Here is a 22,164-nt window from a genome sequence, read left to right as displayed (position 1 = left end):
CATACTTAAATATTATATCACATATATATTTTTTTTGCAAGTCAGCGGCAGATATTTCCGTAATTTCCTTTAAAAAAGGAAAAGGCAGCCTATCTGACTGCCCTTGAAAGTATCATTTTAAAGCTTCCTCGTACTCTTTTTCCTTAAAACCCACGATAACTGTATCGTTCTTAACTATAATAGGTCTCTTGACAAGCATTCCATCGGAAGCAAGCAGCTTGTACTGCTCTTCCTCGGACATATCTGCAAGCTTGTCTTTAAGCTGCATGGATTTGTAAAGAAGTCCGCTGGTATTAAAGAACTTTTTCAGAGGAAGTCCGCTCTTTTTATGCCATTTTTTAAGTTCTGCAAGTGTCGGATTGCTTTCCTTTATGTCTCTCAGGTCGTATGCGATGCCGTTATCATCAAGCCATTTCTTAGCCTTCTGACAGGTGGTACATTTCGGATAACATATAAAATCCATTTCTTATTCTCCTTTTTTTAATTTATTTTCGATCAAATTCCTTATCTTGGAAGGATCCGCTCTTCCCTTCGAGGCTTTCATAGCCTGACCGATAAGAAAGCTTATGGCACTTTTCTTACCGTTCCTGTAATCAGCTGCCGATCTCTCGTTTTCACTTATCACTTTATCTGCAAGTTCGCTTAAATAAGCAATATCGGTATTCTGCTCAAGTCCCATACGCTTTATTATTTCTTCTGTCCTGCCGCCGTGAGCAATGAGCTCTTCAAGTGCGGTCTTAGCTCCCGAGCTTGAAATAAGACCTTTTTCATGAGCGCTGCATATTTCGCAGAGCTCCTCGGCTGTGATGCCTGTTTCGGATATGCTCTTTCCCGTATCGTTCATGAATTTGGTTATCTCTCCGACGATTCTGTTTGCAGCAGAACGGATACTGCATCTTTGCAGCCTGACACATTCGTCATAAAGGGCTGCTTTATCAGGCGAAGAAGTGATAATAAAGGCTTCGGAGTCGTTAAGTCCGTGTTCTTTTACGTAGCGTAGCATCTTTTTATTGGGTAATTCAGGCATATTTTCACGTATTTCTGCAATTTCCTTTTCATCAAGTGCGATCGTTCCGAGATCGGGCTCGGGGAAAAAGCGATAATCCTCAGCATTTTCTTTATTACGCATAAGTATGCTTATTCCGTTTTTGTCATCCCATCGGCGTGTTTCACGCTCAATACTACTGCCTTTTCCGATTATTTCCGTCTGCCGCTTTATCTCGTACTCTATACCGCGCAGGGCAGCGCTGAAGCTGTTTACATTCTTAAGCTCGCACCGTGTACCGACAGGGCTGCCTGCTTCATGAACAGAGACATTGACATCGCACCTTATACTGCCTTCCTGCATTTTACAGTCGGAAATACCGATGTAAAGGAGAATGCTCCTGATATTCTCCAGAAAGATACGGGCTTCCGCAGAGCTGTTCATATCGGGCTTTGTAACGATCTCAATAAGAGGGACGCCGCAGCGATTATAATCACATAACGTGTTATCAGATCCGTCGTGTATAAGCTTCCCCGCATCTTCCTCTATGTGTATCCTTTCAATCCCGACTCTTTTTACATTTCCGTCAACCAAAATATCAAGATATCCGTTCTCACACAGGGGTATATCAGCCTGTGTTATTTGATAAGCTTTTGGCAGATCGGGATAAAAATAATTCTTCCTGTCCTGACGGCTTATCCTGTTTATCCTGCAATTGAGAGCGTGTCCCATTTTTACGGCATGATAACAGGCTTGTTTGTTTAAACGTGGAAGAGTACCGGGTAAACCGAGACACACAGGGCATACATTGGTATTCGGTTCAGCTCCGAATATATTTTTACAGCTGCAATACAGCTTTGACGAAGTATTCAGCTCAACGTGTACTTCAAGTCCTATCACTGCTTCAATATTGGCCATATGTACCTCCGCTGAGTTCAAAACCGTATGCTGTATTGAATACCGTTCCGTCATCGTATTTTCTGCCTATAAGCTGTAACCCTACAGGGAAACCATCATTGCTTTTTCCGCAGGGAATACTGATCGCGGGCAGTTCCGCAAGACTTGACGGCACTGTAAATATATCAGCCGAATAAAGATCAGTCAGCTTGTGTGGCTCGCTAAAGCTGATAGAAGCATCAGGATAAACAGGCGATGCTATGATATCGCAATGCTGAAAGGCTTCGTCATATTCACGGCAAAGCCTGCTGCGTAAAACTGCCGCCCTTTTATAATACGCATCGCTGTATCCCTCGCTTAATGCAAATGTCCCGAGCATAATGCGTCTTTTTACCTCCACACCGAATCCTTCTGTACGGCTTTTTTTATAAAGCTCGGAGATATCTGAAGCATCTGCACTCCTGTGGCCGTACCGCACTCCGTCGTATCTTGCAAGATTGGACGAAGCCTCCGCAGATGATATTATGTAATAAGCCTTTACGGCATCTCTTACTGAAGGAATGGAGACTGTAACAAGCTTTGCACCGCTTTTCTCCATAATACGCAAAGCATTGCTGATACAGCCTTCTACCTCTTCCGACATATATGAATCAAAAATCTCCTTCGGGATACCTATTCTTGTACCATTCAGTGTATCTTTAAGCTCAGATGAAAAATTTTTTCTTACAGATGTCACATCTTTAGCGTCGTATCCGTTTATTATATTGTGGAGGAAATAAGTATCACTGACATTTTTGCCGAAAGAACCGATCCTGTCAAGAGACGAAGCAAAAGCGATAAGACCATATCTTGAAACGGAACCGTATGAGGGGCAAAAGCCCACGATTCCGCAGAATGATGCGGGCTGACGCACAGAACCGCCTGTATCGGAACCGAGCGCAAGAACAGCTGCACCGCTCGCTGCGGCAGCTGCAGAACCGCCTGATGATCCGCCTGCCGAAAAGCCTTCCTTTATGGGATTGACTACCCTGCCGAATATTCCCGTATCCGATGCAGACCCCATTGCAAACTCATCCATGTTCGTCTTGCCTGTTATAACAGCACCCGCAGCTTTAAGTCTTTCAATGACAGTTGCATCGTATGGGGGTATATATTTTTCAAGCATTTTTGAAGCGCAGGTCGTCCGAAGTCCTTTTGTGGAAATATTGTCCTTTACGGCGATCGGTATCCCCGTAAGCATTGTAACTCCCTCACCTGCTGCAAGCATCCTGTCAGCTTCCTCAGCCTGCTTCAATGAGTTTTCATTGTAAGTTATATAACAGTTCAGCTTCCTCTGCACACTTTCTGCTCTTTTGACAACGTCCTCAAGCACTTCTTTTGCACTGCACTGTCTCTTCATAAGCATATCATGGAGTTCGGCAGCGGTTTTATCGCAAAGGCTCATCATTGCTTCACCGTCCTTGGTACCGAAAAGCATCCGTTATACGTTTCGGGAGCGTTCATAAGCAGCTCATCACGGCTGTATACGGAAGGACAAACTTCATCTTCCCTGAGCTCCATTCCGGGAGTATCACACTGCTCATTGCAAAGCTCGGGAAGATCGGAGACCATATTTATCATTTCGGCCATTTCGGCGAATATTTTTTGCGATTCGTCTTCATTTATTTCAAGCTTGGCAAGCTCGGCTATACGTTTGATATTGATGTCCATTAATTTCTCCTTAGCGGTAGTATAAAAAGATTATATCACATTTTCAGATTAATATCAACCATAATGCGGATAAAACAAAAACAGCCGGCTGTATGCCGACTGTCCTTTGATGTTAATCAATAGTGTGTTCTGAAAACATTCTGTCCGTTCATGCCTGTAAAATATAAATAACCCTGAGTAAAGGATTCAGGCTCCGAAAAATAAAGTGTTACCGAGTCTTTAACGCTTTGTGTAACCTTTGAAGAGAACGTACCGAGATTAACGTAGCTCCATGCACCCGAGAACTGTCCGTTTTGTGTGAGCACATCGTAGATCGTGTTCGGGTAGTCAGGAGAGTTCACTCTATTCATGATCACTTCTACTACATTCGCCTTGTTATAATCACTGATCCAGTTACTGCCGGCCTCATGACCTACTGCATTACAAAGAAGTATGTATTCTTCCTCTGATATCGGCAGTTCAAAATCAGTTGATTCAACGTCGATAGATGTCGGCTCTGTCTGCGGTTCAACATATGTCTCTGTTGTTTCCGTAGGAGCCTCAGTTACCGCTTCAGCAACAGTTGTAGTTATTTCTGCTGTTGTGGCAGCAGCTGTAGTAGTTACCGTAGTTGTAGTTTCCTGCGTTGTAGCGTCAAGTGTTGTTGTCGAAGAAATTTCAGCTATGGTAGCTGTAGTGGCTTCCCTTATCACATCAGCAGCAGTCTCGATGATAGACACTGTAGTTGTAGGCTGAGTGGAAGCCTGTGTGATTGCAGCCGGCGCGTGAGCCGGTGCTGGCACCGATTTTGAAATCTTTGCAGCATTTGCAGCTGCTGTACTGTACTGAGAAGTTGTGCCTTCCTGTGCAGAACGTGAATTTTTGCTTGCAGCTGATGTATTATCAGCTGTGTTAGATTTCTTGGTGGTTGTTCCTTTGTTTGCGATTGCCTTTTCTGTCTCAACCTCTGTTGCAGATGTTAAAGAGCCGTCTTTGTCATAGTTCATGACCTCAACTTTTTCTTCAGAGACTATATCAGCTGTTTTGATGGTAGAGGAAGTAAGATATGCAACTCCTGCACCACCGCCCAGAACTGAAGCAACCACTCCGCAAGCTATCGCTGCGGCTTTGAGATTACCCATCAACTCATCCTTTCCTGAAAAAAGAATTTTCAATTTTTTCGGGCTGTTGATATGATAACACATCTGCCCCGAAATGGCAATACTTTCAAAATTTTTTCCATTTAATGGCTAATTGTTTCCACTAAAAAAGCTATATCGAAGTAATTCTGCACATATTAGTTTGCATATTTGTTGCCATTTAATTAATTTTTTGTTAATACAGATTGTGATTTAACTGTATTTTGTAACAAAACGGTTACAAATAATACACTGATGTAACGAAAAAAGGACGTTTTGAGGCACTTTTTCCCCTCATTTTATTACGGAGTTCAACTGTAAACAATGAGAAAATTGAATATTCTCATTGTTTGATACCTAAAAAAAGCCTCACGCTATTGCAAACGTCAGGAAATAATGATATAATATATAAGTATAAACATATTTATAGGAGAAACATATGAACAACACTTATTATACGGAACAGATCAATTCTGTCATCACTGAAGTAAAAAAAGCCGTCATCGGCAAGGATGCTATTGTTATCAAGGTGCTGCTTGCAATGCTTTGCAAAGGACATATCCTTATCGAAGATATCCCCGGCGTCGGAAAAACCACTCTTGCACTGGCTTTTTCAAAGGCTCTTTCACTTGAGCATAACCGTATGCAGTTTACGCCTGATGTTCTTCCCTCTGATGTCACAGGCTTTTCGGTATATAATAAGAACAACGATAAGTTTGAATTCCGTCCCGGAGTTGCTTTCTGCAACCTCTTCCTTGCGGATGAGATAAACCGTACTTCAAGCAAAACGCAGTCCGCACTTCTTGAGCTTATGGAAGAAAAGAGCATTACAGTCGACGGAAAAACCTATAAGCTCCCCGAGCCTTATACAGTTATAGCTACTCAGAATCCTATCGGCTCTGCGGGAACTCATAATCTCCCCGACTCACAGCTTGACAGATTTATGATAAAGCTCAGTATGGGCTATCCCGATTTCAGCGGAGAAGTCTCTATTCTTAAGGCAAAGCAGACTATCAATCCTCTTGACATGGTTATTCCTGTTGCTGATTCTACGTTCATTACCGAATTGCAGGAATATATATCCAATGTATATGTAGATGACCGTATTTACGAATACATAGTGTCCTTATCCGCCGCAACAAGAAATCATCCGATGCTCAAGCTTGGCGTCAGCCCGCGAGGAACCCTTGCTCTTATGCAGCTTTCCAAGGGTATTGCTGTTGCAATGGGACGGGATTATGTTATCCCAGAGGATATTTCCTATATCTGCAATGATGTCTTTGAACACAGAATAATCCTTAATTCTAAGGCAAAGCTTTCCGATACCACTGCTTCGGATATCATCACAGAGATACTCAGAACGGTTCCTGTTCCCGGTATCACCTCCAAATAAGGCGGAAATATGCTACTGACAAAACTTCTGTTTATAGTACTTATCATCATCTGTATACTTTTTTATATACTTTATCTGTGGGATTTTGCACTCGTGCTCCTGATCGTTGTCACCGCTCTGCCGATCATCATGTTCATAACCACATATATTGCAAAAAAGAATATAACTGTCGAATTCGCGGTAAAAGATAAGAACATTACTAAAAATTCTGACTTCCCTGTTCAGCTCGTGGTAACAAACAACAGTATTTTTCCTATCGGAAAGGCAAACGCGAAGATCGAATACTATAATGTATTCACCGGCCAGTTATCGGCTTTTGACCTTTATCTGCCCGTACAGGCAAAGAATTCTCAGAGAGTCACATTTCGTCTGTGCTCTAAATTCTGCGGTATCATTAAAATAAAGACTTCATGCCTGTATATATATGATCCTTTGAAGATTTTCAAATTCAAGGCAGCTGAAAACATCAGCACTGAAGTAAATATACTTCCCGACGGTCATGAAATAAGCGGTATAGTTCAGTATACCGACCGTGTAAACGAGGAAAGTGATATCTTTTCAGAGCACCGTCCGGGTGACGATCCCTCAGAGGTTTTTGACCTCAGGGAATATAATCCCGGGGACAAGCTCAATAAAATACACTGGAAGCTGAGTTCAAAAAAGGATGAGTTCATTGTCAAGGAATACAGTATGCCCATAGATGTACCGTGTGCTGTTTTTCTTGATCTGAAGTCCTATACCTCAGGAGCTTATGACCTGCCTGTTATAGATACGGTCATTGAGACTTTTTTGTCATTATCACAGTTTTTGCTCGATAATGAGCGCGGTCACTCTGTTATATTCTTCGACGCTTCACAAAACTGCTTTACTGAAGAATATATACACGATACCTCCGATCTCAACAAGTTCATAAAAAAGCTTTTTTCATCGTTTACCGATTCTATGGATTGTCTGCCGCCTGATAAGTACTTCTTCGATAATCCCGACCTGTCGTTCGCTTCATTCACGTACATCAGCTCTTCAGCAGATCAGGGAGTTCTCGGAACGATCGACGAAGACATTGACGCTGACATAAAAAACGCTTTTATCATAGCGGAATCAGAGAAAAAGCTCTTTGAGACAGACGGAGCTTTTTCATCTCTCAATATCACACCTGTATTAGTCGGCAGGATATCTGCCTCAATAAAGGATATAGAAATATAATGAAAAGAAAGAATATACAAAGCGCAAACGGAATATCAATAAGCGACAGTATCGTAATGTCCGTCAAGCAGAAACACGCCAATTTGAGGAAGGTTTACTCAGCTGCAATTGCGATCTTCGGTTTTATATCAGTAATAATGGCTTTTCTCGGTATGTACGGCTTACATTACAATAAAAAAGCCGTAGTTTTATCGGGAACGATCCTGCTGGCATTTTACCTTACGCTTTCGCTGATAGGCGGAAAGGCTATGTGGATATACGGAGCTTCTGCGATCGTTTTCCTTTTTTCGGCGTATAAAAAAATATCAAAACTCGTGATCGGATACAAATTTATATACAATATTATATATAAGGTATCCTTTGATTCAAATGTAAACTATTACAAGCACCTTAAAACGGCGCTTGAGCTGCCGACAGTCACTATGTTTTTCATTTTTTATATGTGGCTGCTCGCGATAGTGATATGCTTCTTTACTGTATGCCGTCCAAATCCTGTACTGCCGATACTGATAACCTTCCCGATACTTGAAATAGGACTTTATAACGGCGTCAAAATGCCTGTGTTCTGGGGAATACTTTGTATCGCCTATTGGCTTGCGGTCATGGCGATGTCAACTATTGACGTAGGAGAATATTCAGGTGGTCAGAGCGGATTTGTCCGTAAGAACAACCTGTTTTTCCCTAAGCGGCATATGAAGCTGAAGGTCACGGAAAAATGCGGAATGCTTGTTATAGGCTCTGTAATGCTGACAGCTCTTGTGTCAGTGAGCGTTCTGAAGCTTGCTCGCTATGAAAGAAGCGATAGCATCAATCAGAAACGGCGGGACATTTCCGATGCGGTCGAGGACTTTTCATTCATTAACTTTGCCGAAAGCATTTCCCGTCTTTCAAGTGCATTCGGGATTAATTTTGACTATGATAGCCATAAGCTCGGCACAAACAGCCGTATCAGATATAAAAATGTTACAGACCTTACCGTTAATATTGAGAAACCTGTATCGGGAGCTATATATCTCAAGGATTATGTAGGCTCTGTATATGAAAATAATCAGTGGGACGTACTTCCTTCTTCCGCATATTATGACAGTATTTTTGATAAATTCAGCAAGTACGGAGTTTATCCTCAGGACTTTGCTTTAAACTCATATAAAATGATGTCTCCCGATCCGACTATGAATCATATGCGCGTCAAAACAAGCAGCAGGAAGAGAAAGCACGTATATGTACCGTATTATTCAGTAAACGACGGACATACGGATTATATAACCGATACAGTAGTACTTCCGTCGGATCAGAAAGCAGGAGATAATGAATATGATTTCTGCTCTGATAAGATCGTTGAAAATTCATATAATCTGTCATTGTCTCAAGTCGGTATTACGAGAATATCTTTTCCGCTGAGTTCACTCTCCCCTGATCTTGCCGATTGCTGCAAAATGTACGGTCTTGTTCAGGAGGATGAATATGTTGTTCTCGACTGTGCAAGTATAGTTGAACCTAATAAAATACTGAATGATAAAAATAATATAATTTCTGTTATTTTAAGAGAAGGCTACAGAGATTTTGCATACAAAAACTATCTTGATGTCCCTGATACAAAGGATATGGAAGAGGTACGCAAACTTTTTTCTGATGTAGTTGATAATAAAAATGTAAGCACATTCAAGTATCAGCTTGAAGTGCTTGATGGTATTAAGAACAAACTTGCTGCTACCTGTACATATTCCCTTGATCCCGGAAGAACACCTTCGTCAAAGGATTTTGTCAACGATTTCCTGCTCGAAAAAAAGAACGGCTTCTGTACACATTTTGCTACCTCGCTCGTTATGCTCGCAAGAATGGCAGGTATCCCAGCACGTTATGCAACGGGATATGTCGTAGTCGAAAATGATGTCAAGGCAGGTCAAAAGAATGCTGATGGCTCTATAACTGTAAATGTAAAGGACAGCCGCAGCCACGCATGGGCAGAGGTTTACCTTGAAGATATCGGCTGGGTGCCTTTTGAGTGCACTCCCGGTTATACATCCGAGGAGATAAATATTCAGCCCACACAAGCAGCAGAAACTACTTCCGAAACGACAACGTCTGCCGAACAAACTACTGTTTCGGTTTCATCGAGTTCAGTTCCAAGTACCACAAAGCTTACAACTACTCAGGTCACAACATCATACGTATATGTGACTCCTTCAGATGAAGACAGCGTAGACTACAAATTTAAGTTATGGCTTTCCAAACACTCGAAAGCAATAAAAAGGATACTGAGATCTGTAATTTTTGTTATTTTGGTATGCGCTGTTATACTTCTCAGACGTTATCTGATCCTGAAAATAAGAAAGCAGAAACTCAGCACAGGAAAAATTTCCGACAGGATAATAAATATCTATTCCTATGCAGAAAAGCTGCTGGACGTTATGAATATGAGAAGTGAAATGTGCAATTACGTCAAGTTCTCTTCGGAAGTTGAAAGATACCACGGAGGTATTTACTTTGATAAGGGCGATTTCAAATTTCTTACTGATGTGACTCTGAGAACGAAATACAGTAAAACAGATCCTACAAGTGAGGAAGCAGATAAATGCTTGAAAACCGTTGAGCAGTTATCCGAAAAGCTCTACAATAAATCAGACTTCTGGCAGAAGCTCAGGTTCAAATATATAAATGTACTGAGATAGGAGCGATAATATGAAAATAGACAATACAGGCTATATTATCAAGGCAATACTGCTTTTGGTATGCGGTATACTCTTTGCATTTTTCCCCGGTGTTATTTCGTGGGTATTCTATATAATCGGCGCAATAATCATAATAGGAAGCCTGCTTACAGGTCTCAGCAGCCTCGGCGGCGGTGACGGCGGCTCTCTTTTGCCTGCAGGTGCAGTAGGAGTTCTGATCGGTCTTCTGGTAATATACATTCCGAAGTTCATAGCTTCAAAAATGTCTGTAATTGCAGGTATTATCCTTGGTATCATTGCTATTACACAGATTGTAAAGGCTCTGAGCAAGGAGCTTACAAAGGGACTGAAAGTATTTCAGCTGCTTTTCGGTATTGCCCTGCTTGTTTCCTCTGTTTTCCTTATTTTCAATCCGTTCCACGGTGGAAAGGTCATCAGACTGATAATCGGACTTGTAATGATCGTTTTTGCAGCATTCAACTTCTATGTTGCATATGTTATCAGCGAAAGGAACGGTGAAGTCATCGAGTCAAACAATATTGTGGACACAAATGCCTATGAGGTCAATGAAAACAATGACCAAAGACTTCTGAAATAAAGACGAACTGCCGAATCATTCGGCAGTTCTTTTATGCATCAGAAATCGAACAAGTGTTTGACATTTGCATTCCTATATGATATAATTGATTATAACGCCCATGCAAATATGTGATCGGGCGATCATAAATTTATGTAAAGGGAGGGCGGATATGTCAGATATCAAGTTAATACTCGATCATGTTCTTTCGGACGAAAAGCTGTTGAACAGCTCCGCCTTCAGGGAACGGGTATATAAGGATGAACCTATAATCCGACCAGCTTCACAGCTTAAGGCGTTAAGCACTCCCAAAAAGATCAAGGAAATGAAGGAGATCGTGTATTCGCCCGAAGCGTACTGGAAAACCTCCGCATGGCTTTTCTATACGCAGGGAAAATGTGCGGAGGATTACGAAGACAGCTATGAATACAATACAGACTTCACAAAGTATTATCCCTGTTACAGAGACCTTTCACTTGAACAGCTGCGGGGATATTTTACATGGCGCAAAAAGGTGCGTAACGGCAATATTGTAAAAGCTCCTCTCCCCTTTGTTTATATCTATATTTACGAGCTGATTAACTGTATAGGCTCGAAAACGACTTTGGAATGCTTTTTAAAATTGAAGAATTTCTTCGATTCATATACATATATTGACGATTCTATAAAAAAATATTCGGAAAACTGGCTTATCGACTTTATAGTTTATTACGGACTTGATCCCGAGCTCGCAAATGATATGCCTGATGTCATGCACGACAGCGCTCTTTTATCGCTCATGCATTGGGACAAGTGTTCGGATGACGAATTATTTGAAGCTATATCCAAGCTTTCATCATATCAATTTGAGAAGTCGCTTTATTATTTATCAAAACCTGATGAATTCAAAGCGGTACTTGTCCGCAGCTTTATCGGAATATCAGCCTTTTTCCATGAAAAACGCAAGCAGTCGTTTTTTTCAAAGCTTTTCGGCAATACTGTCGAATGCAGCTATAATATGTTCCGTTCCGCGATATTCTACGACAGACAGTCTATGCGGAGCTGTGAATATGCGCTTAACGAAATACATACATATACCTGTAAAAACGGTAAATGGAGCTGCCAAAAGATATACGGCAGCCGCGGACGAAGTGTCCGCCTCGGTAACCTTGTCAGAGCTGTTGACAGCCTTTTGCGAGAAAAAAGCGATTTCAAACATAAGATATCATTTGAAGATGTATCAAAAACGGCTGTAAAGCTTATTCGGAATGTAATTGATGAGTATTTTGAGGAGCTTCGCAGAAAAGAAGCTCGAAAAATTACCATTGATCTTTCAAAACTCAGCGGAATACGAAAAGCCGCCGATATAACAAGAGAAAAGCTTCTTGTTGATGAAAACGGGGAAACTGATGATATTATCACGCAAACGGAAGAAAATACGAAAAGCGAACCGATAACAGAAGATTGTCCTCTCGACAGAAGTGAGAAGGAATTCCTTATATCTCTTCTTTACAACGGTGATTACCGCGGTATTTCTGCGAAGTACAGGATCATGCCTTCAATACTTGCCGATTCCGTCAACGAAAAGATGTTTGACCTTTTTTCTGATAATATTATTGATTTTTCTGAGGACATTCCGAATATTATCGAAGATTACGCCGATGATCTGAAAGAAATGTTTCATAAGGAGTAAACAATGAAAATTCCAAAAAGAATCGCCTCTGCCATTATAAATTCCCTGAAAGGCGGAGTCGTACCGAGAACAGGTCTGCCCTATATAACTGTGGGACGAGAAACAGAGATAGACGCTCTGCTGCACGACGTTGACATTATCGCCGACGGAGGAGCTTCATTCCGATTTATTGTAGGTAAATACGGAAGCGGCAAAAGCTTTCTGCTCCAGACCATAAGAAGCCATGTTATGGACAGGAACTTTGTCGTTGTTGATGCCGACCTTTCTCCCGAAAGGCGCCTGCAGGGCACAAAGGGTCAGGGGCTTGCCACATACAAGGAGCTTATACGCAATATGTCCACAAAGACCCGACCCGACGGCGGTGCTCTTTCACTTATACTTGACCGCTGGATAAGCAGTATTCAGAGCGAAACAGCCGCTGTATCAGGTATTTCTCCAGAATCTCCCGAATTTTCAAAAGCTGTTGAAAAAAAGATATTTGAAGTGATAAACTCTCTTAATGAAATGGTTCACGGCTTCGATTTTGCAAGACTTCTAACAATATACTATCATGCAGCCGTTAACGGAAACGATGAGGAAAAAGCTAAGGTAATACAGTGGTTCCGCGGCGAATACGGTACTAAATCAGAAGCTAAGGCTCAGCTTGGAGTAAATATAATCATTACCGATGACGACTGGTATGAATATATAAAGCTTTTTGCCATGTTCCTCAAAAAGGCAGGCTACAGCGGACTGCTTGTGCTTGTGGATGAACTCGTTAATATCTATAAGATACCCAACAGCATAACCCGCCAGTACAACTACGAAAAGATACTTACAATGTACAATGATACATTGCAGGGCAAGGCTAAATATATCGGCATTATCATGGGAGGCACCCCACAGTGCATCGAGGATACACGCCGCGGAGTATACAGCTATGAGGCTCTGAGATCGAGACTTTCCGAGGGCCGCTTCGGACGGGAGGGGCTAAAGGATATGCTCGCTCCCGTAATACATCTTTCCCCTCTTGATTATGAGGAAATGATCGTTCTTACAGAAAAGCTCGCCGATATACATTCTCAGCTTTTTGATTATCAGCAGAAAATAACTCAGGAGGATATGATTAGCTTTATAAAGCTTGAATTCGGACGTATCGGTTCTGTCAGTCATATTACTCCAAGAGAAGTTATACGCGATTTCATTGAGCTGCTTGATATAATCTATCAGAATCCTAACATAAATATTAGCGAGCTTATCTCATCGGATAGCATCAGTTTTTCCGCTCCCATGTCGGACGCCTCCGCCGATGAAGAATTTGCTGAATTCGAGATATAAGGTATTATATAATGAGTATTTTTGAAAGATATGCTCCTTTTATACAGGATTTTATTTACAGGAACAACTGGGAGTCGCTGAGAGCTATTCAGACTGCGGCAGGAGACGCTATATTCAATACTGATGATAATGTCCTTCTGACTGCTTCGACTGCATCAGGAAAGACCGAAGCGGCTTTTTTCCCGATACTTACTCTTTTTTCCGAGGATATGCCCCGTTCTGTAGGAGCTATTTATATTGGTCCGCTGAAAGCCCTCATAAACGATCAGTTCTCACGGCTGAACGAGCTTTGTGAGGAAGCGGATATACCCGTATGGCACTGGCACGGCGACGTTGCACAGTCGCATAAAAACAAAATGCTGAAAAATCCATCTGGTATACTGCAGATAACACCCGAATCTCTTGAAGCCATGCTTCTCAGGAAACACGCTCTTGTACCGAAGCTTTTCAGTGATCTTCGATTTATCGTTATAGACGAGATACATTCTCTCATGCGCGGAGACCGCGGCGGTCAAACTATCTGCCTTATTGAAAGATTATGCAGAATGTCAGGGGCTGACCCGCGCAGGATAGGTCTTTCCGCAACTATCGGCGACCCTGAGGCTGCAGGTGATTTCCTATCATACGGCACAAACAGGCGCACTTATATACCAAAGATCGAATCCAAAGGCGTAAAATGGCGCCTTTCCATGGAACATTTCTACATCAGTCAGCAAGATCAGTCCGAGAATAAAGATGAACAGCCTGCCTTGCCTGTGCTTGAGGAGAGAACTGATATTGCTCCCGAAAATGCAGACGCAGGAATGGGATATATATTTGAACATACAAGAGGCAAAAAATGCCTTATCTTTGTTAACTCGCGCGAAGAGTGCGAAGCAGTCACAACTACCCTGCGTTCATACTGCGAAGCGAAACATGAACCCGACCGCTTCCTTATACATCACGGCAACCTCTCGGCTGCATATCGTGAAACAGCTGAAGAAGCCATGAAAGACGATGATGTGTATATGACCACCTGCACCACCGCCACACTTGAGCTGGGCATAGATATAGGAAAACTCGAACGTGCTTTTCAGATAGACGCTCCATTTACCGTATCATCTTTTTTACAGAGAATGGGGCGCACAGGAAGGCGTGATCTCCCGCCCGAAATGTGGTTCGTGATACGCGAGGAGCTCCCCGAGCCCCGTTCTATGCTTCCCGAAACTATCCCATGGAAGCTTTTGCAGGCGATCGCTCTTATACAGGTATACATTGAAGAGCGCTGGGTAGAACCGCCAAAGCTTGACAGGCTTCCCTACAGCCTCCTTTATCATCAGACAATGAGTACTTTAGCTTCCTGCGGTGAACTGACACCTGCCGAGCTTGCTTCAAAAGTCCTTGGTCTGAAGTACTTTCATCGCATCTCTCAGGAAGATTACAGATCGCTGCTCAGACACCTTCTTGAGACCGACCACATACAGCGTACCGATGAGGGCGGTCTTATCGTTGGTATAACCGGAGAAAGAATAATAAACAGCTTTAAGTTCTACGCCGTATTTCAGGAAAATGAGGAATATACCGTCCGCTGGGGCTCACAGGAGCTCGGAACGATAGTCATGCCTCCGCCGCCGGGTGAAAAGATCGCAATTGCAGGTCATGTCTGGATAGTCGAGGAAGTCGATCACAAGCGCCGTCTCGTCTACTGCGAAAAGATAAAAGGAAAGGTTCCGGCTTATTTCGGTGACTGTGCGGGTGACATAAATACAAAGATACTTCTTCGTATGCGTGAAGTGCTTCGTGAGGACAAAAGCTACCCTTATCTTATGAAAAATGCCGTCTCGCGACTGTATCAGGCGCGGCAGACTGCAAAAAATTCGGGAGCTGCCGAATATCCGCTGATATGTCTCGGCGGTAATATGTGGTGCCTTTTACCGTGGCTCGGAACCTATTCATTCTTTGCGATGGAGCGTTTCCTTAAGCTTAAATGTGCTGATAAACTCGGACTTAAAGGAATGGATTCATGCCGTCCCTACTATATACAGTTTACAATGAAAGCTGAGCCGAAAGAGTTTTTCTCGGTACTTTTTTCGGAAGTACAAAAGGATCTTGACCCTATGGAGCTTGTATATGATAAGGAGGTACCGCTCTTTGAAAAGTATGATGAGTTCGTTCCTCCGGAACTTATAAGGAAAGGATTTGCATACGGGATACTCGGTATAACTGAAATGAAGGAACGTATTTTAAGCTGGAAAAAGATTATTTAATTAATCGCAATTAATGGCTTGATTTTTCAGCTAAATAGTGATATAATATGAATAAGTAAAAAAACTGCTCTAAAGTAAGGTAGGATGTCATATGAAAATACAACAGCTTGAATATGTCATTGCAGTTGCGAGAGAAGGAAGTATAACCAAGGCAGCAAAAAAACTGTATCAGGCTCAGCCAAATATAAGTATTGCTCTTAAGGAGCTTGAAACTTCCCTTGGGATACAGATCTTTAATCGCTCACCAAATGGTATGATACTCACTCCCGAGGGTGAAGAATTTCTCGCAAGAGCACAGACAATAGTTGATGAGATGCAGAGTCTGGAGCGCGATTACGCTCAGGTCCCCGAGAACGAACTCAAGCTTAAGGTCGCATCTGCGCGTTCAACATACGCAACAAATGCAATGGGCAAGCTCATAAGCGATTACTCCGAAAAAACCGATAAGATCGAAGTCCACGTTATGGAAACAAGTACTTCAAAGGTAATGGAAGATATCTGTGCAGGCAAGTATGATATTGGTTTTATACGTATCCCGAGTACTTATTCAGAAATGATAGAAAGTCGTCTGAAGGCAAGAAATCTTGTAGGCAAAACTATTATGGAGTTCCCTCTTCAGGTCGTAATGAATGTAGATCATCCGCTTTCTAAGTATGAGGATATCCCATTCGAGCTTCTTTCTCAGTATCCCGAGATAATCCACGGAGATGATGAGCCCGAAATGATAAGACGTGCTTCCATCAATCAGGATTACGATGAAAAAAGATCTACCAAAAGGATATTCATATATGACAGAGGAACACAGATAAGCTTGCTTAAAACAGTTAAGGACGCATATATGTGGGTACCTCCGATGTCACAGAGTATCCTTCGATATAACGATCTTGTTCTGAAAAAATGTTCGTATGCCAACAATCTTAACCGCGATATGATAATATACCGTAAAGCAAGTGAAAACAGTGCACTTATAACCGACTGCATCAGAACTGTTTTTGAATATGCCGACAAGATCGAAGGCCTTGAAATATAAAATAATCCCTGATCAATGATTTTTACACCTTGATCGGGGATATTTTTTATATCATTTTTATTTGTCAAATCGGAAATTCCAAAAGTATAAAAACCAGTTGATTATATTTTTTACACTTTTTTAAAAAGAAAAAGAATGAGAGCCATTAGGGGGGAGGTTCTCATTCTTAATAAGGGGATATGAGATTGTCATTTATGAAAGAATGACTTTCCATATGTTATTATAGCATAGTGGTACATATAATGCAAATATAAAATATTTATGTCTTTATATATTATATTGATTACTGCTAATTTAAGTAAGTTATTTACATCATAGACATATTTTATAAACTAATCAGTAATAAAAAACTCCGTATATTTGATACGGAGTTTTAACATTTAATCAGCTATAAACACTTCAAACGCTTTATATGCCATGTAGGTATCAAGTTTTGAAACTATCTCATACGGCGCGTGCATTGAAAGTACAGGAACACCAAGATCGATCGTATCAACATCAAGATTGGCTATATATGCAGCTACTGTTCCGCCGCCGCCTTCATCGACCTTACCGAGCTCGCCTGTCTGCCATACAACTTTATTTGCGTCCATAAGTCTTCTGACACGTCCCGTAAACTCAGCGGAAGCATCGGATGTTCCTGCTTTTCCGCGAGCACCTGTATACTTTGTTACAACAACGCCATGATTGATATAAGCGCTGTTATTGCGCTCGTTGACTTCGGGGAATGTAGGGTCATAAGCTGCGTTTACATCGGCAGAAAGACACTCGGAAGCAGAAAGGACAGTCCTTCCGTCAGAGCCGAGAGCTTCAGCGATATCAGCTATAAAGTATTCGAGATAAGATGAGCGAAGTCCTGTATTTCCGTCGCTACCTGTCTCTTCCTTATCGGTAAGTATGGTTACAACAGTGTGCCTTGGCTTTTTGCATTCGGCTGTTGCTACAAGTGCAGGATATGCACAAACCTTGTCATCGTGACCATATGCACCGATCATGCTGCGGTCGAAGCCGATGTCCTTAGCTTTGAATGCCGGTACAGCTTCAAGCTCCGACGATATGAAGTCGGCCTCTGTTATGCCGTACTTTTTATTAAGAAGATCAATTATCGCAAGCTTTACGGAGCCGCTTTCCTCATCATCCTTGAACGGACGCGAACCAATGAGTATATTAAGCTGTTCACCTGTAATACCCTTTGCAAGCGGCTTCTGCATCTGCGCAGAGGCAAGGTGCGGAAGAAGATCGGTCACACAGAATACAGGATCACCTTCGTCCTCTCCGATATTAACGGGAATACTTGTTCCGTCTGCTTTTATGATAACTCCATGAAGCGAAAGCGGGATAGTTGTCCACTGGTATTTCTTTATACCGCCGTAGTAATGTGTCTTGAACAGTGCAAGCTCTGTATCCTCATATAATGGATTCTGCTTGAGATCGAGCCTCGGCGAGTCTATGTGCGCCGCACAAAGTCTTACTCCCTCTTCAATAGGCGCCGTGCCTATAACAGAGGCAATAACGGACTTTCCGCGGTTGTTTTTATATATTTTGTCACCCGCTTTCAGCGCCATGCCTTTTTTATACTCCACAAATCCTTTTTTCTTAAGAAGATCAATGGAATAAATAACAGCTTCGCGCTCGATCTTAGCCTTGTTCATAAAGTCCTTATAGCCTTCACAGAACTTATCGCAAGCCTTGAGCTCCTTATCGGAAATAAGGTGATAGCCGTTCTTACGCTGTACAAGGAGCTTTTCCTTAAGCTTTTTTACTGCATCCTTTTTTTCTGCCATGATTAGATTACTCCCTTCCGGATCATACATCATATACTATATTTTTACTGCGCTTTTGCAGGCATCTGCCTGTTGTAATAAAGTTCTCTTATCTTTCCCGATACTTCCCATGCAATACCGTTAACGGTATCCATTCTGCCGTTATTCTGAATTATATAGTCGGAATGGCTGCGGAAGAACTCCTCATCAAGCTGAGAGTTCATTCTTTTTCTTGCCTGTTCGGCAGTAAGGCCGTCGCGGGAAATTATCCTCTTTTCTCTTATATCTGCATCTGCAAGTACGGAAATAATGATTTCGCAGAAATCATCAGCTCTGCTCTCGAAAAGTGTAGGAGCATCAAGAAGAATGAGCTTCTCCCCTTTTAGCGAATGGACTCTGATCTGACGCAGGATCTCGCCTGTTATATAAGGATATGTAATCGTTGTAAGAGCTTCAAGCTTTGATTTGTCGGAAAAAACTATGCCTGCAAGTCCTCTTCTGTTGAGTGTTCCATCTTCGTTGATAACTGCCTGACCGAAAAGATCGAATATCTCATCAAGGCATTTTGTGCCCTTTTCGACTATCTTTCTTGCGACCTGATCCGCGTCAATGACCGCAAAGCCGTTTGATGCAAATATTTTTGAGACAGTGCTCTTCCCTGCCCCTGTCTGACCTGTAAGTCCGACCACCATAACACCATTCAAACTGTTCATATCCTTATCACCTCGAATCCTGCCGCCCTGATAAGGCGGTTATATACCGCAAGCCCTACTCCTTCCGTTTCAGGGGCGCGGACATAGACCTTCTCTGCGCCTGCATCGTCCAGCTCACGAAGCCTCTGAAAGAGCAGATGTGCCTGTTCGGAGCTGTCCTTACCGTAAGTCATATATCTGTAAGGAAAACATTCCTTATCCGTGTCAAAAATAAGTGAACATACACCTTCACCGTTATGAGCGCCAACATAAGATATAAAGCTTTCGAGACTGCCTTCTACCATTATTATATCGGCTTTCGGTGAATAATGCTTGTATTTCATACCGGGAGATGCAGCTTTTTGTCCTGCCTCAAGCTCGTGAAGTATCGCGCGGTCGATAATGACCTCGCTGCAAAGCTCTGAAAGCATTTCCTTTGTGATACAGCCGGGGCGAAGTATCCTTACGGAGTTCCTGCTTTCTATTGAAATGACCGTTGACTCAACGCCGAATTCGGAACTTCCGCCGTCAACGACTGCTGCGATCTTCCCGTTCATATCACGCATTACGTGTTCTGCCGAGGTCGGGCTCGGATATCCCGATGTATTAGCAGAGGGAGCAGCTATCGGTCTGCCCGACAGCTCTATTATCCTGTGCATGACACGATGGGAAGGCACTCTTATGCCGACTGTATCAAGTCCGCCTGATGTTATCATAGGTATCCTGTCATTCTTCGGGAGAACCATTGTAAGCGGACCGGGACAGAAGCGCTCTGCAAGCTTATACGCAAGCTCGGGTATGGATGTTGTGTACTCCTTCGCCTGTGAAAAATCCGCAAGATGAACTATCAGCGGATTATCAGCAGGTCTGCCTTTAGCTTCAAAGACTCTGCGTACAGCGTCCTCATTTGATGCATCAGCTCCGAGGCCGTACACTGTTTCCGTAGGTATACCGACTATCTCACCATTTCTTATTAAATCAGCTGCTTTTTCAAGCTCATTGTTACTGTCACTTAGTAAAACTGTATCCATAAAAACTACGCTTCCTGATTTGCGAGCTTGGCAGCCTGATCGGCAGTCGCAAGCGCATCAAACACTTCATCAAGATTTCCGTTGAGAATGTCTTCAAGTCTGTAAATAGTCAGACCTATACGGTGATCCGTAAGACGTCCCTGCGGATAATTGTATGTTCTGATCCTCTCGGAACGGTCGCCTGTGCCGACCTGCATTTTTCTTTCCGATGCGATCTTTGCGTCTTGCTCCTCCTGCATAGCCTCGTAAATCCTCGAGCGCAGAATCTTCATAGCTTTATCTTTGTTCTTATGCTGACTTCTTTCGTCCTGACACTCCACCACCGTATTGGTAGGCAGATATGTTATCCTTACGGCAGACTCTGTTTTATTTATATGCTGTCCGCCTGCACCGCTTGCGCGGAAATAGTCTATTTTCAGATCCGTGGGATTTATTTCCAGCTCGACCTCGTCTGCCTCGACAAGGACTGCCACGGTAACTGTTGAGGTATGGATCCTTCCCTGAGACTCAGTCTCGGGGACTCTTTGTACACGGTGAACTCCGCTTTCGTATTTAAGGCGCGAATATGCTCCATCGCCTTCGATAGAGAAGCTTATTTCCTTGAAGCCGCCCAGCTCTGTAGGATTAGCGCTGAGCACCTCCTGCTTCCAGCCCATAGCTTCCGCGTACATTGTATACATACGATACAGAGAATTTGCGAACAGCGAAGCCTCTTCGCCGCCTGCGCCGCCTCTGATCTCAATTATAACACTTTTATCGTCATTTGGGTCTTTAGGAAGTAGAAGAACTTTGAGCTCCTGTGTGATGCTCTCCATAGCCTCTCTTGACTCATCAAACTCCGCCTGAGCCATTTCCTTGAAATCCTTGTCAAGTCCACCGCCTTCGAGCAGCTCTCTGGCTTCCTCGAACGAACCCTGTGCCTTTTTGTATTCCCTGTACTTCTCGATGATGGGAGTCATTGTTTTGAACTCCTTCATGAGCTGAGTATACAGCTTATTATCGTTTACGATATCGGGATCTGAGAGCTTTTCGCTTATCTCCTCATATTTCTGCTCCATTACTGCAAGCTTTTCAAACATCGGGTAATCTCCTTAATGCTAAAATTATTACTGATAATGTTGCAGTCGGCTAACCTTCGTCGGCGTGTCTGACATTTCGGATACTCTTTTCTATCTTGTTCCGCGGGACCATAAATTCCCTTGAGCACTTCGCGCATTTTAGTCTGAAATCCATTCCCGAGCGTAATACAAGCATTTCATTGCTTCCGCACGGATGATTCTTTTTCATGGTAAGAATATCTCCCGCTCTGATATCCAAAAAAGTATCCCCCTTTCAACAAAAAATAAAAATCGAACATTTTTATTATACCTCAAATCAGCTTTCAAATCAATATTTCAGAGGTATATTTTTTTCATTTTGGTGAAAAATAATAAAAAATGCCAATCAATCATATTGAACACATACAAAAATTAGAAAGGATATATAAATATGATCTCAAGAGTAACAGCAGATTTTGAGTCTCCCGAACTTGCCGATCTGGCAATGAAAAGAGTCAGGGAAAGCGTGGAATATGTTTATTCGGCAAAAATGATGTATCACCGAACAGGCGAAAATCCCACAGGGATGAGCCGTTCGTCCACTTTTTCACTTATCCCCGCATATTATAATTCACATTCAAATTATCTTACCGACGTTATCGGTTCACCTGCTTCGGAAGATATTATCCCTGCAAGACGCAGATACAGAACGACTACAGCCTGCATCGTATGCGGTAGCGCAGCAGTTGACAATGTTATTTCAGTCCTTAATGCAATGGGAGGTTCAAATATCAGATTTGCACAGTAGAATATCATAACTC

At 42.5% G+C, this 22,164-nt stretch carries 19 protein-coding genes; 9 read left to right on the top strand and 10 right to left on the bottom strand.

Annotated features, from left to right (window positions below; translation table 11 throughout):
* Positions 1-112: 112 nt before the first annotated feature.
* The 5 genes from Q0R37_RS04250 to Q0R37_RS04230 all read right to left on the bottom strand — a co-directional run bounded on the left by Q0R37_RS04250 (position 113) and on the right by Q0R37_RS04230 (position 4,713).
* Positions 113-463 carry an arsenate reductase family protein gene (locus Q0R37_RS04250; RefSeq protein ID WP_294751705.1) on the bottom strand — a complete coding sequence of 117 codons (351 nt, stop codon included), beginning with the start codon at positions 461-463 and terminating at the stop codon, positions 113-115.
* 3 nt (positions 464-466) lie between these two features.
* Positions 467-1,903 carry an Asp-tRNA(Asn)/Glu-tRNA(Gln) amidotransferase subunit GatB gene (gene gatB, locus Q0R37_RS04245; protein ID WP_294751702.1) on the bottom strand — a complete coding sequence of 479 codons (1,437 nt, stop codon included), beginning with the start codon at positions 1,901-1,903 and terminating at the stop codon, positions 467-469.
* On the bottom strand, positions 1,890-3,359 hold the full coding sequence (gene gatA, locus Q0R37_RS04240; RefSeq protein WP_294751699.1) for an Asp-tRNA(Asn)/Glu-tRNA(Gln) amidotransferase subunit GatA: 1,470 nt from the start codon (positions 3,357-3,359) through the stop codon (positions 1,890-1,892). The genes gatB and gatA overlap by 14 nt, the downstream gene beginning before the upstream one ends.
* A complete protein-coding gene (gene gatC / locus Q0R37_RS04235; RefSeq protein ID WP_294751694.1) occupies positions 3,326-3,592 on the bottom strand; it encodes an Asp-tRNA(Asn)/Glu-tRNA(Gln) amidotransferase subunit GatC in 267 nt (88 codons plus the stop codon). Before gatC ends, gatA begins: the two co-directional genes overlap by 34 nt.
* A 116-nt stretch (positions 3,593-3,708) precedes the next feature.
* Positions 3,709-4,713 carry a cell wall hydrolase gene (locus Q0R37_RS04230; RefSeq protein WP_294751691.1) on the bottom strand — a complete coding sequence of 335 codons (1,005 nt, stop codon included), beginning with the start codon at positions 4,711-4,713 and terminating at the stop codon, positions 3,709-3,711.
* Positions 4,714-5,149: 436 nt separating this feature from the next.
* Here Q0R37_RS04230 and Q0R37_RS04225 point away from each other — a divergent pair, with 436 nt between their 5' ends.
* The 8 genes from Q0R37_RS04225 to Q0R37_RS04190 all read left to right on the top strand — a co-directional run bounded on the left by Q0R37_RS04225 (position 5,150) and on the right by Q0R37_RS04190 (position 16,820).
* Positions 5,150-6,103 carry a MoxR family ATPase gene (locus Q0R37_RS04225; RefSeq protein ID WP_294751688.1) on the top strand — a complete coding sequence of 318 codons (954 nt, stop codon included), beginning with the start codon at positions 5,150-5,152 and terminating at the stop codon, positions 6,101-6,103.
* Between the two features lie 9 nt (positions 6,104-6,112).
* A complete protein-coding gene (locus Q0R37_RS04220) occupies positions 6,113-7,306 on the top strand; it encodes a DUF58 domain-containing protein (RefSeq protein WP_294751686.1) in 1,194 nt (397 codons plus the stop codon).
* On the top strand, positions 7,306-9,978 hold the full coding sequence (locus tag Q0R37_RS04215; RefSeq protein WP_294751683.1) for a transglutaminase domain-containing protein: 2,673 nt from the start codon (positions 7,306-7,308) through the stop codon (positions 9,976-9,978). Before Q0R37_RS04220 ends, Q0R37_RS04215 begins: the two co-directional genes overlap by 1 nt.
* Before the next feature lie 10 nt (positions 9,979-9,988).
* Positions 9,989-10,576: a DUF308 domain-containing protein gene (locus Q0R37_RS04210; protein ID WP_294751681.1), complete on the top strand. Its 588-nt coding sequence runs from the start codon at positions 9,989-9,991 to the stop codon at positions 10,574-10,576.
* Positions 10,577-10,727: 151 nt separating this feature from the next.
* Complete coding sequence (locus Q0R37_RS04205; RefSeq protein WP_294751677.1) at positions 10,728-12,227, top strand: TerB N-terminal domain-containing protein; 1,500 nt, start codon at positions 10,728-10,730, stop codon at positions 12,225-12,227.
* 3 nt (positions 12,228-12,230) lie between these two features.
* Complete coding sequence (locus Q0R37_RS04200; RefSeq protein ID WP_294751674.1) at positions 12,231-13,544, top strand: ATP-binding protein; 1,314 nt, start codon at positions 12,231-12,233, stop codon at positions 13,542-13,544.
* Positions 13,545-13,555: 11 nt separating this feature from the next.
* On the top strand, positions 13,556-15,790 hold the full coding sequence (locus Q0R37_RS04195; protein ID WP_294751671.1) for a DEAD/DEAH box helicase: 2,235 nt from the start codon (positions 13,556-13,558) through the stop codon (positions 15,788-15,790).
* A 91-nt stretch (positions 15,791-15,881) separates the two neighbouring features.
* The gene (locus tag Q0R37_RS04190) at positions 15,882-16,820 is read left to right on the top strand and encodes a LysR family transcriptional regulator (protein ID WP_294751668.1); all 939 of its coding nucleotides are present in this window, start codon (positions 15,882-15,884) and stop codon (positions 16,818-16,820) included.
* 380 nt (positions 16,821-17,200) lie between these two features.
* Here Q0R37_RS04190 and Q0R37_RS04185 read toward each other — a convergent pair whose 3' ends face one another.
* The 5 genes from Q0R37_RS04185 to Q0R37_RS04165 are packed head-to-tail and all read right to left on the bottom strand — an operon-like array spanning position 17,201 to position 21,623.
* Positions 17,201-18,604 (bottom strand): aminopeptidase, encoded by a 1,404-nt coding sequence (locus tag Q0R37_RS04185; RefSeq protein ID WP_294751665.1) that lies wholly within the window; start codon positions 18,602-18,604, stop codon positions 17,201-17,203.
* Between the two features lie 44 nt (positions 18,605-18,648).
* Positions 18,649-19,296 carry a dephospho-CoA kinase gene (gene coaE, locus Q0R37_RS04180; RefSeq protein ID WP_294751662.1) on the bottom strand — a complete coding sequence of 216 codons (648 nt, stop codon included), beginning with the start codon at positions 19,294-19,296 and terminating at the stop codon, positions 18,649-18,651.
* Positions 19,293-20,306, bottom strand: coding sequence for an L-threonylcarbamoyladenylate synthase (locus Q0R37_RS04175; protein WP_294751659.1), 1,014 nt, complete (start codon positions 20,304-20,306; stop codon positions 19,293-19,295). Before Q0R37_RS04175 ends, coaE begins: the two co-directional genes overlap by 4 nt.
* Before the next feature lie 5 nt (positions 20,307-20,311).
* A complete protein-coding gene (gene prfA / locus Q0R37_RS04170; RefSeq protein ID WP_294751656.1) occupies positions 20,312-21,385 on the bottom strand; it encodes a peptide chain release factor 1 in 1,074 nt (357 codons plus the stop codon).
* A gap of 49 nt (positions 21,386-21,434) precedes the next feature.
* On the bottom strand, positions 21,435-21,623 hold the full coding sequence (locus tag Q0R37_RS04165; protein WP_294751653.1) for a DUF951 domain-containing protein: 189 nt from the start codon (positions 21,621-21,623) through the stop codon (positions 21,435-21,437).
* Between the two features lie 171 nt (positions 21,624-21,794).
* Here Q0R37_RS04165 and Q0R37_RS04160 point away from each other — a divergent pair, with 171 nt between their 5' ends.
* The gene (locus Q0R37_RS04160; protein ID WP_294751650.1) at positions 21,795-22,151 is read left to right on the top strand and encodes a hypothetical protein; all 357 of its coding nucleotides are present in this window, start codon (positions 21,795-21,797) and stop codon (positions 22,149-22,151) included.
* Positions 22,152-22,164: the final 13 nt, after the last annotated feature.

The sequence above is a fragment of the uncultured Ruminococcus sp. genome, from assembly GCF_946415235.1.
Classification (GTDB): domain Bacteria; phylum Bacillota; class Clostridia; order Oscillospirales; family Ruminococcaceae; genus Ruminococcus.
The sequence above is the reverse complement of the archived record's forward strand: the minus strand, read 5'-3'. Positions and strand labels throughout refer to the sequence as shown.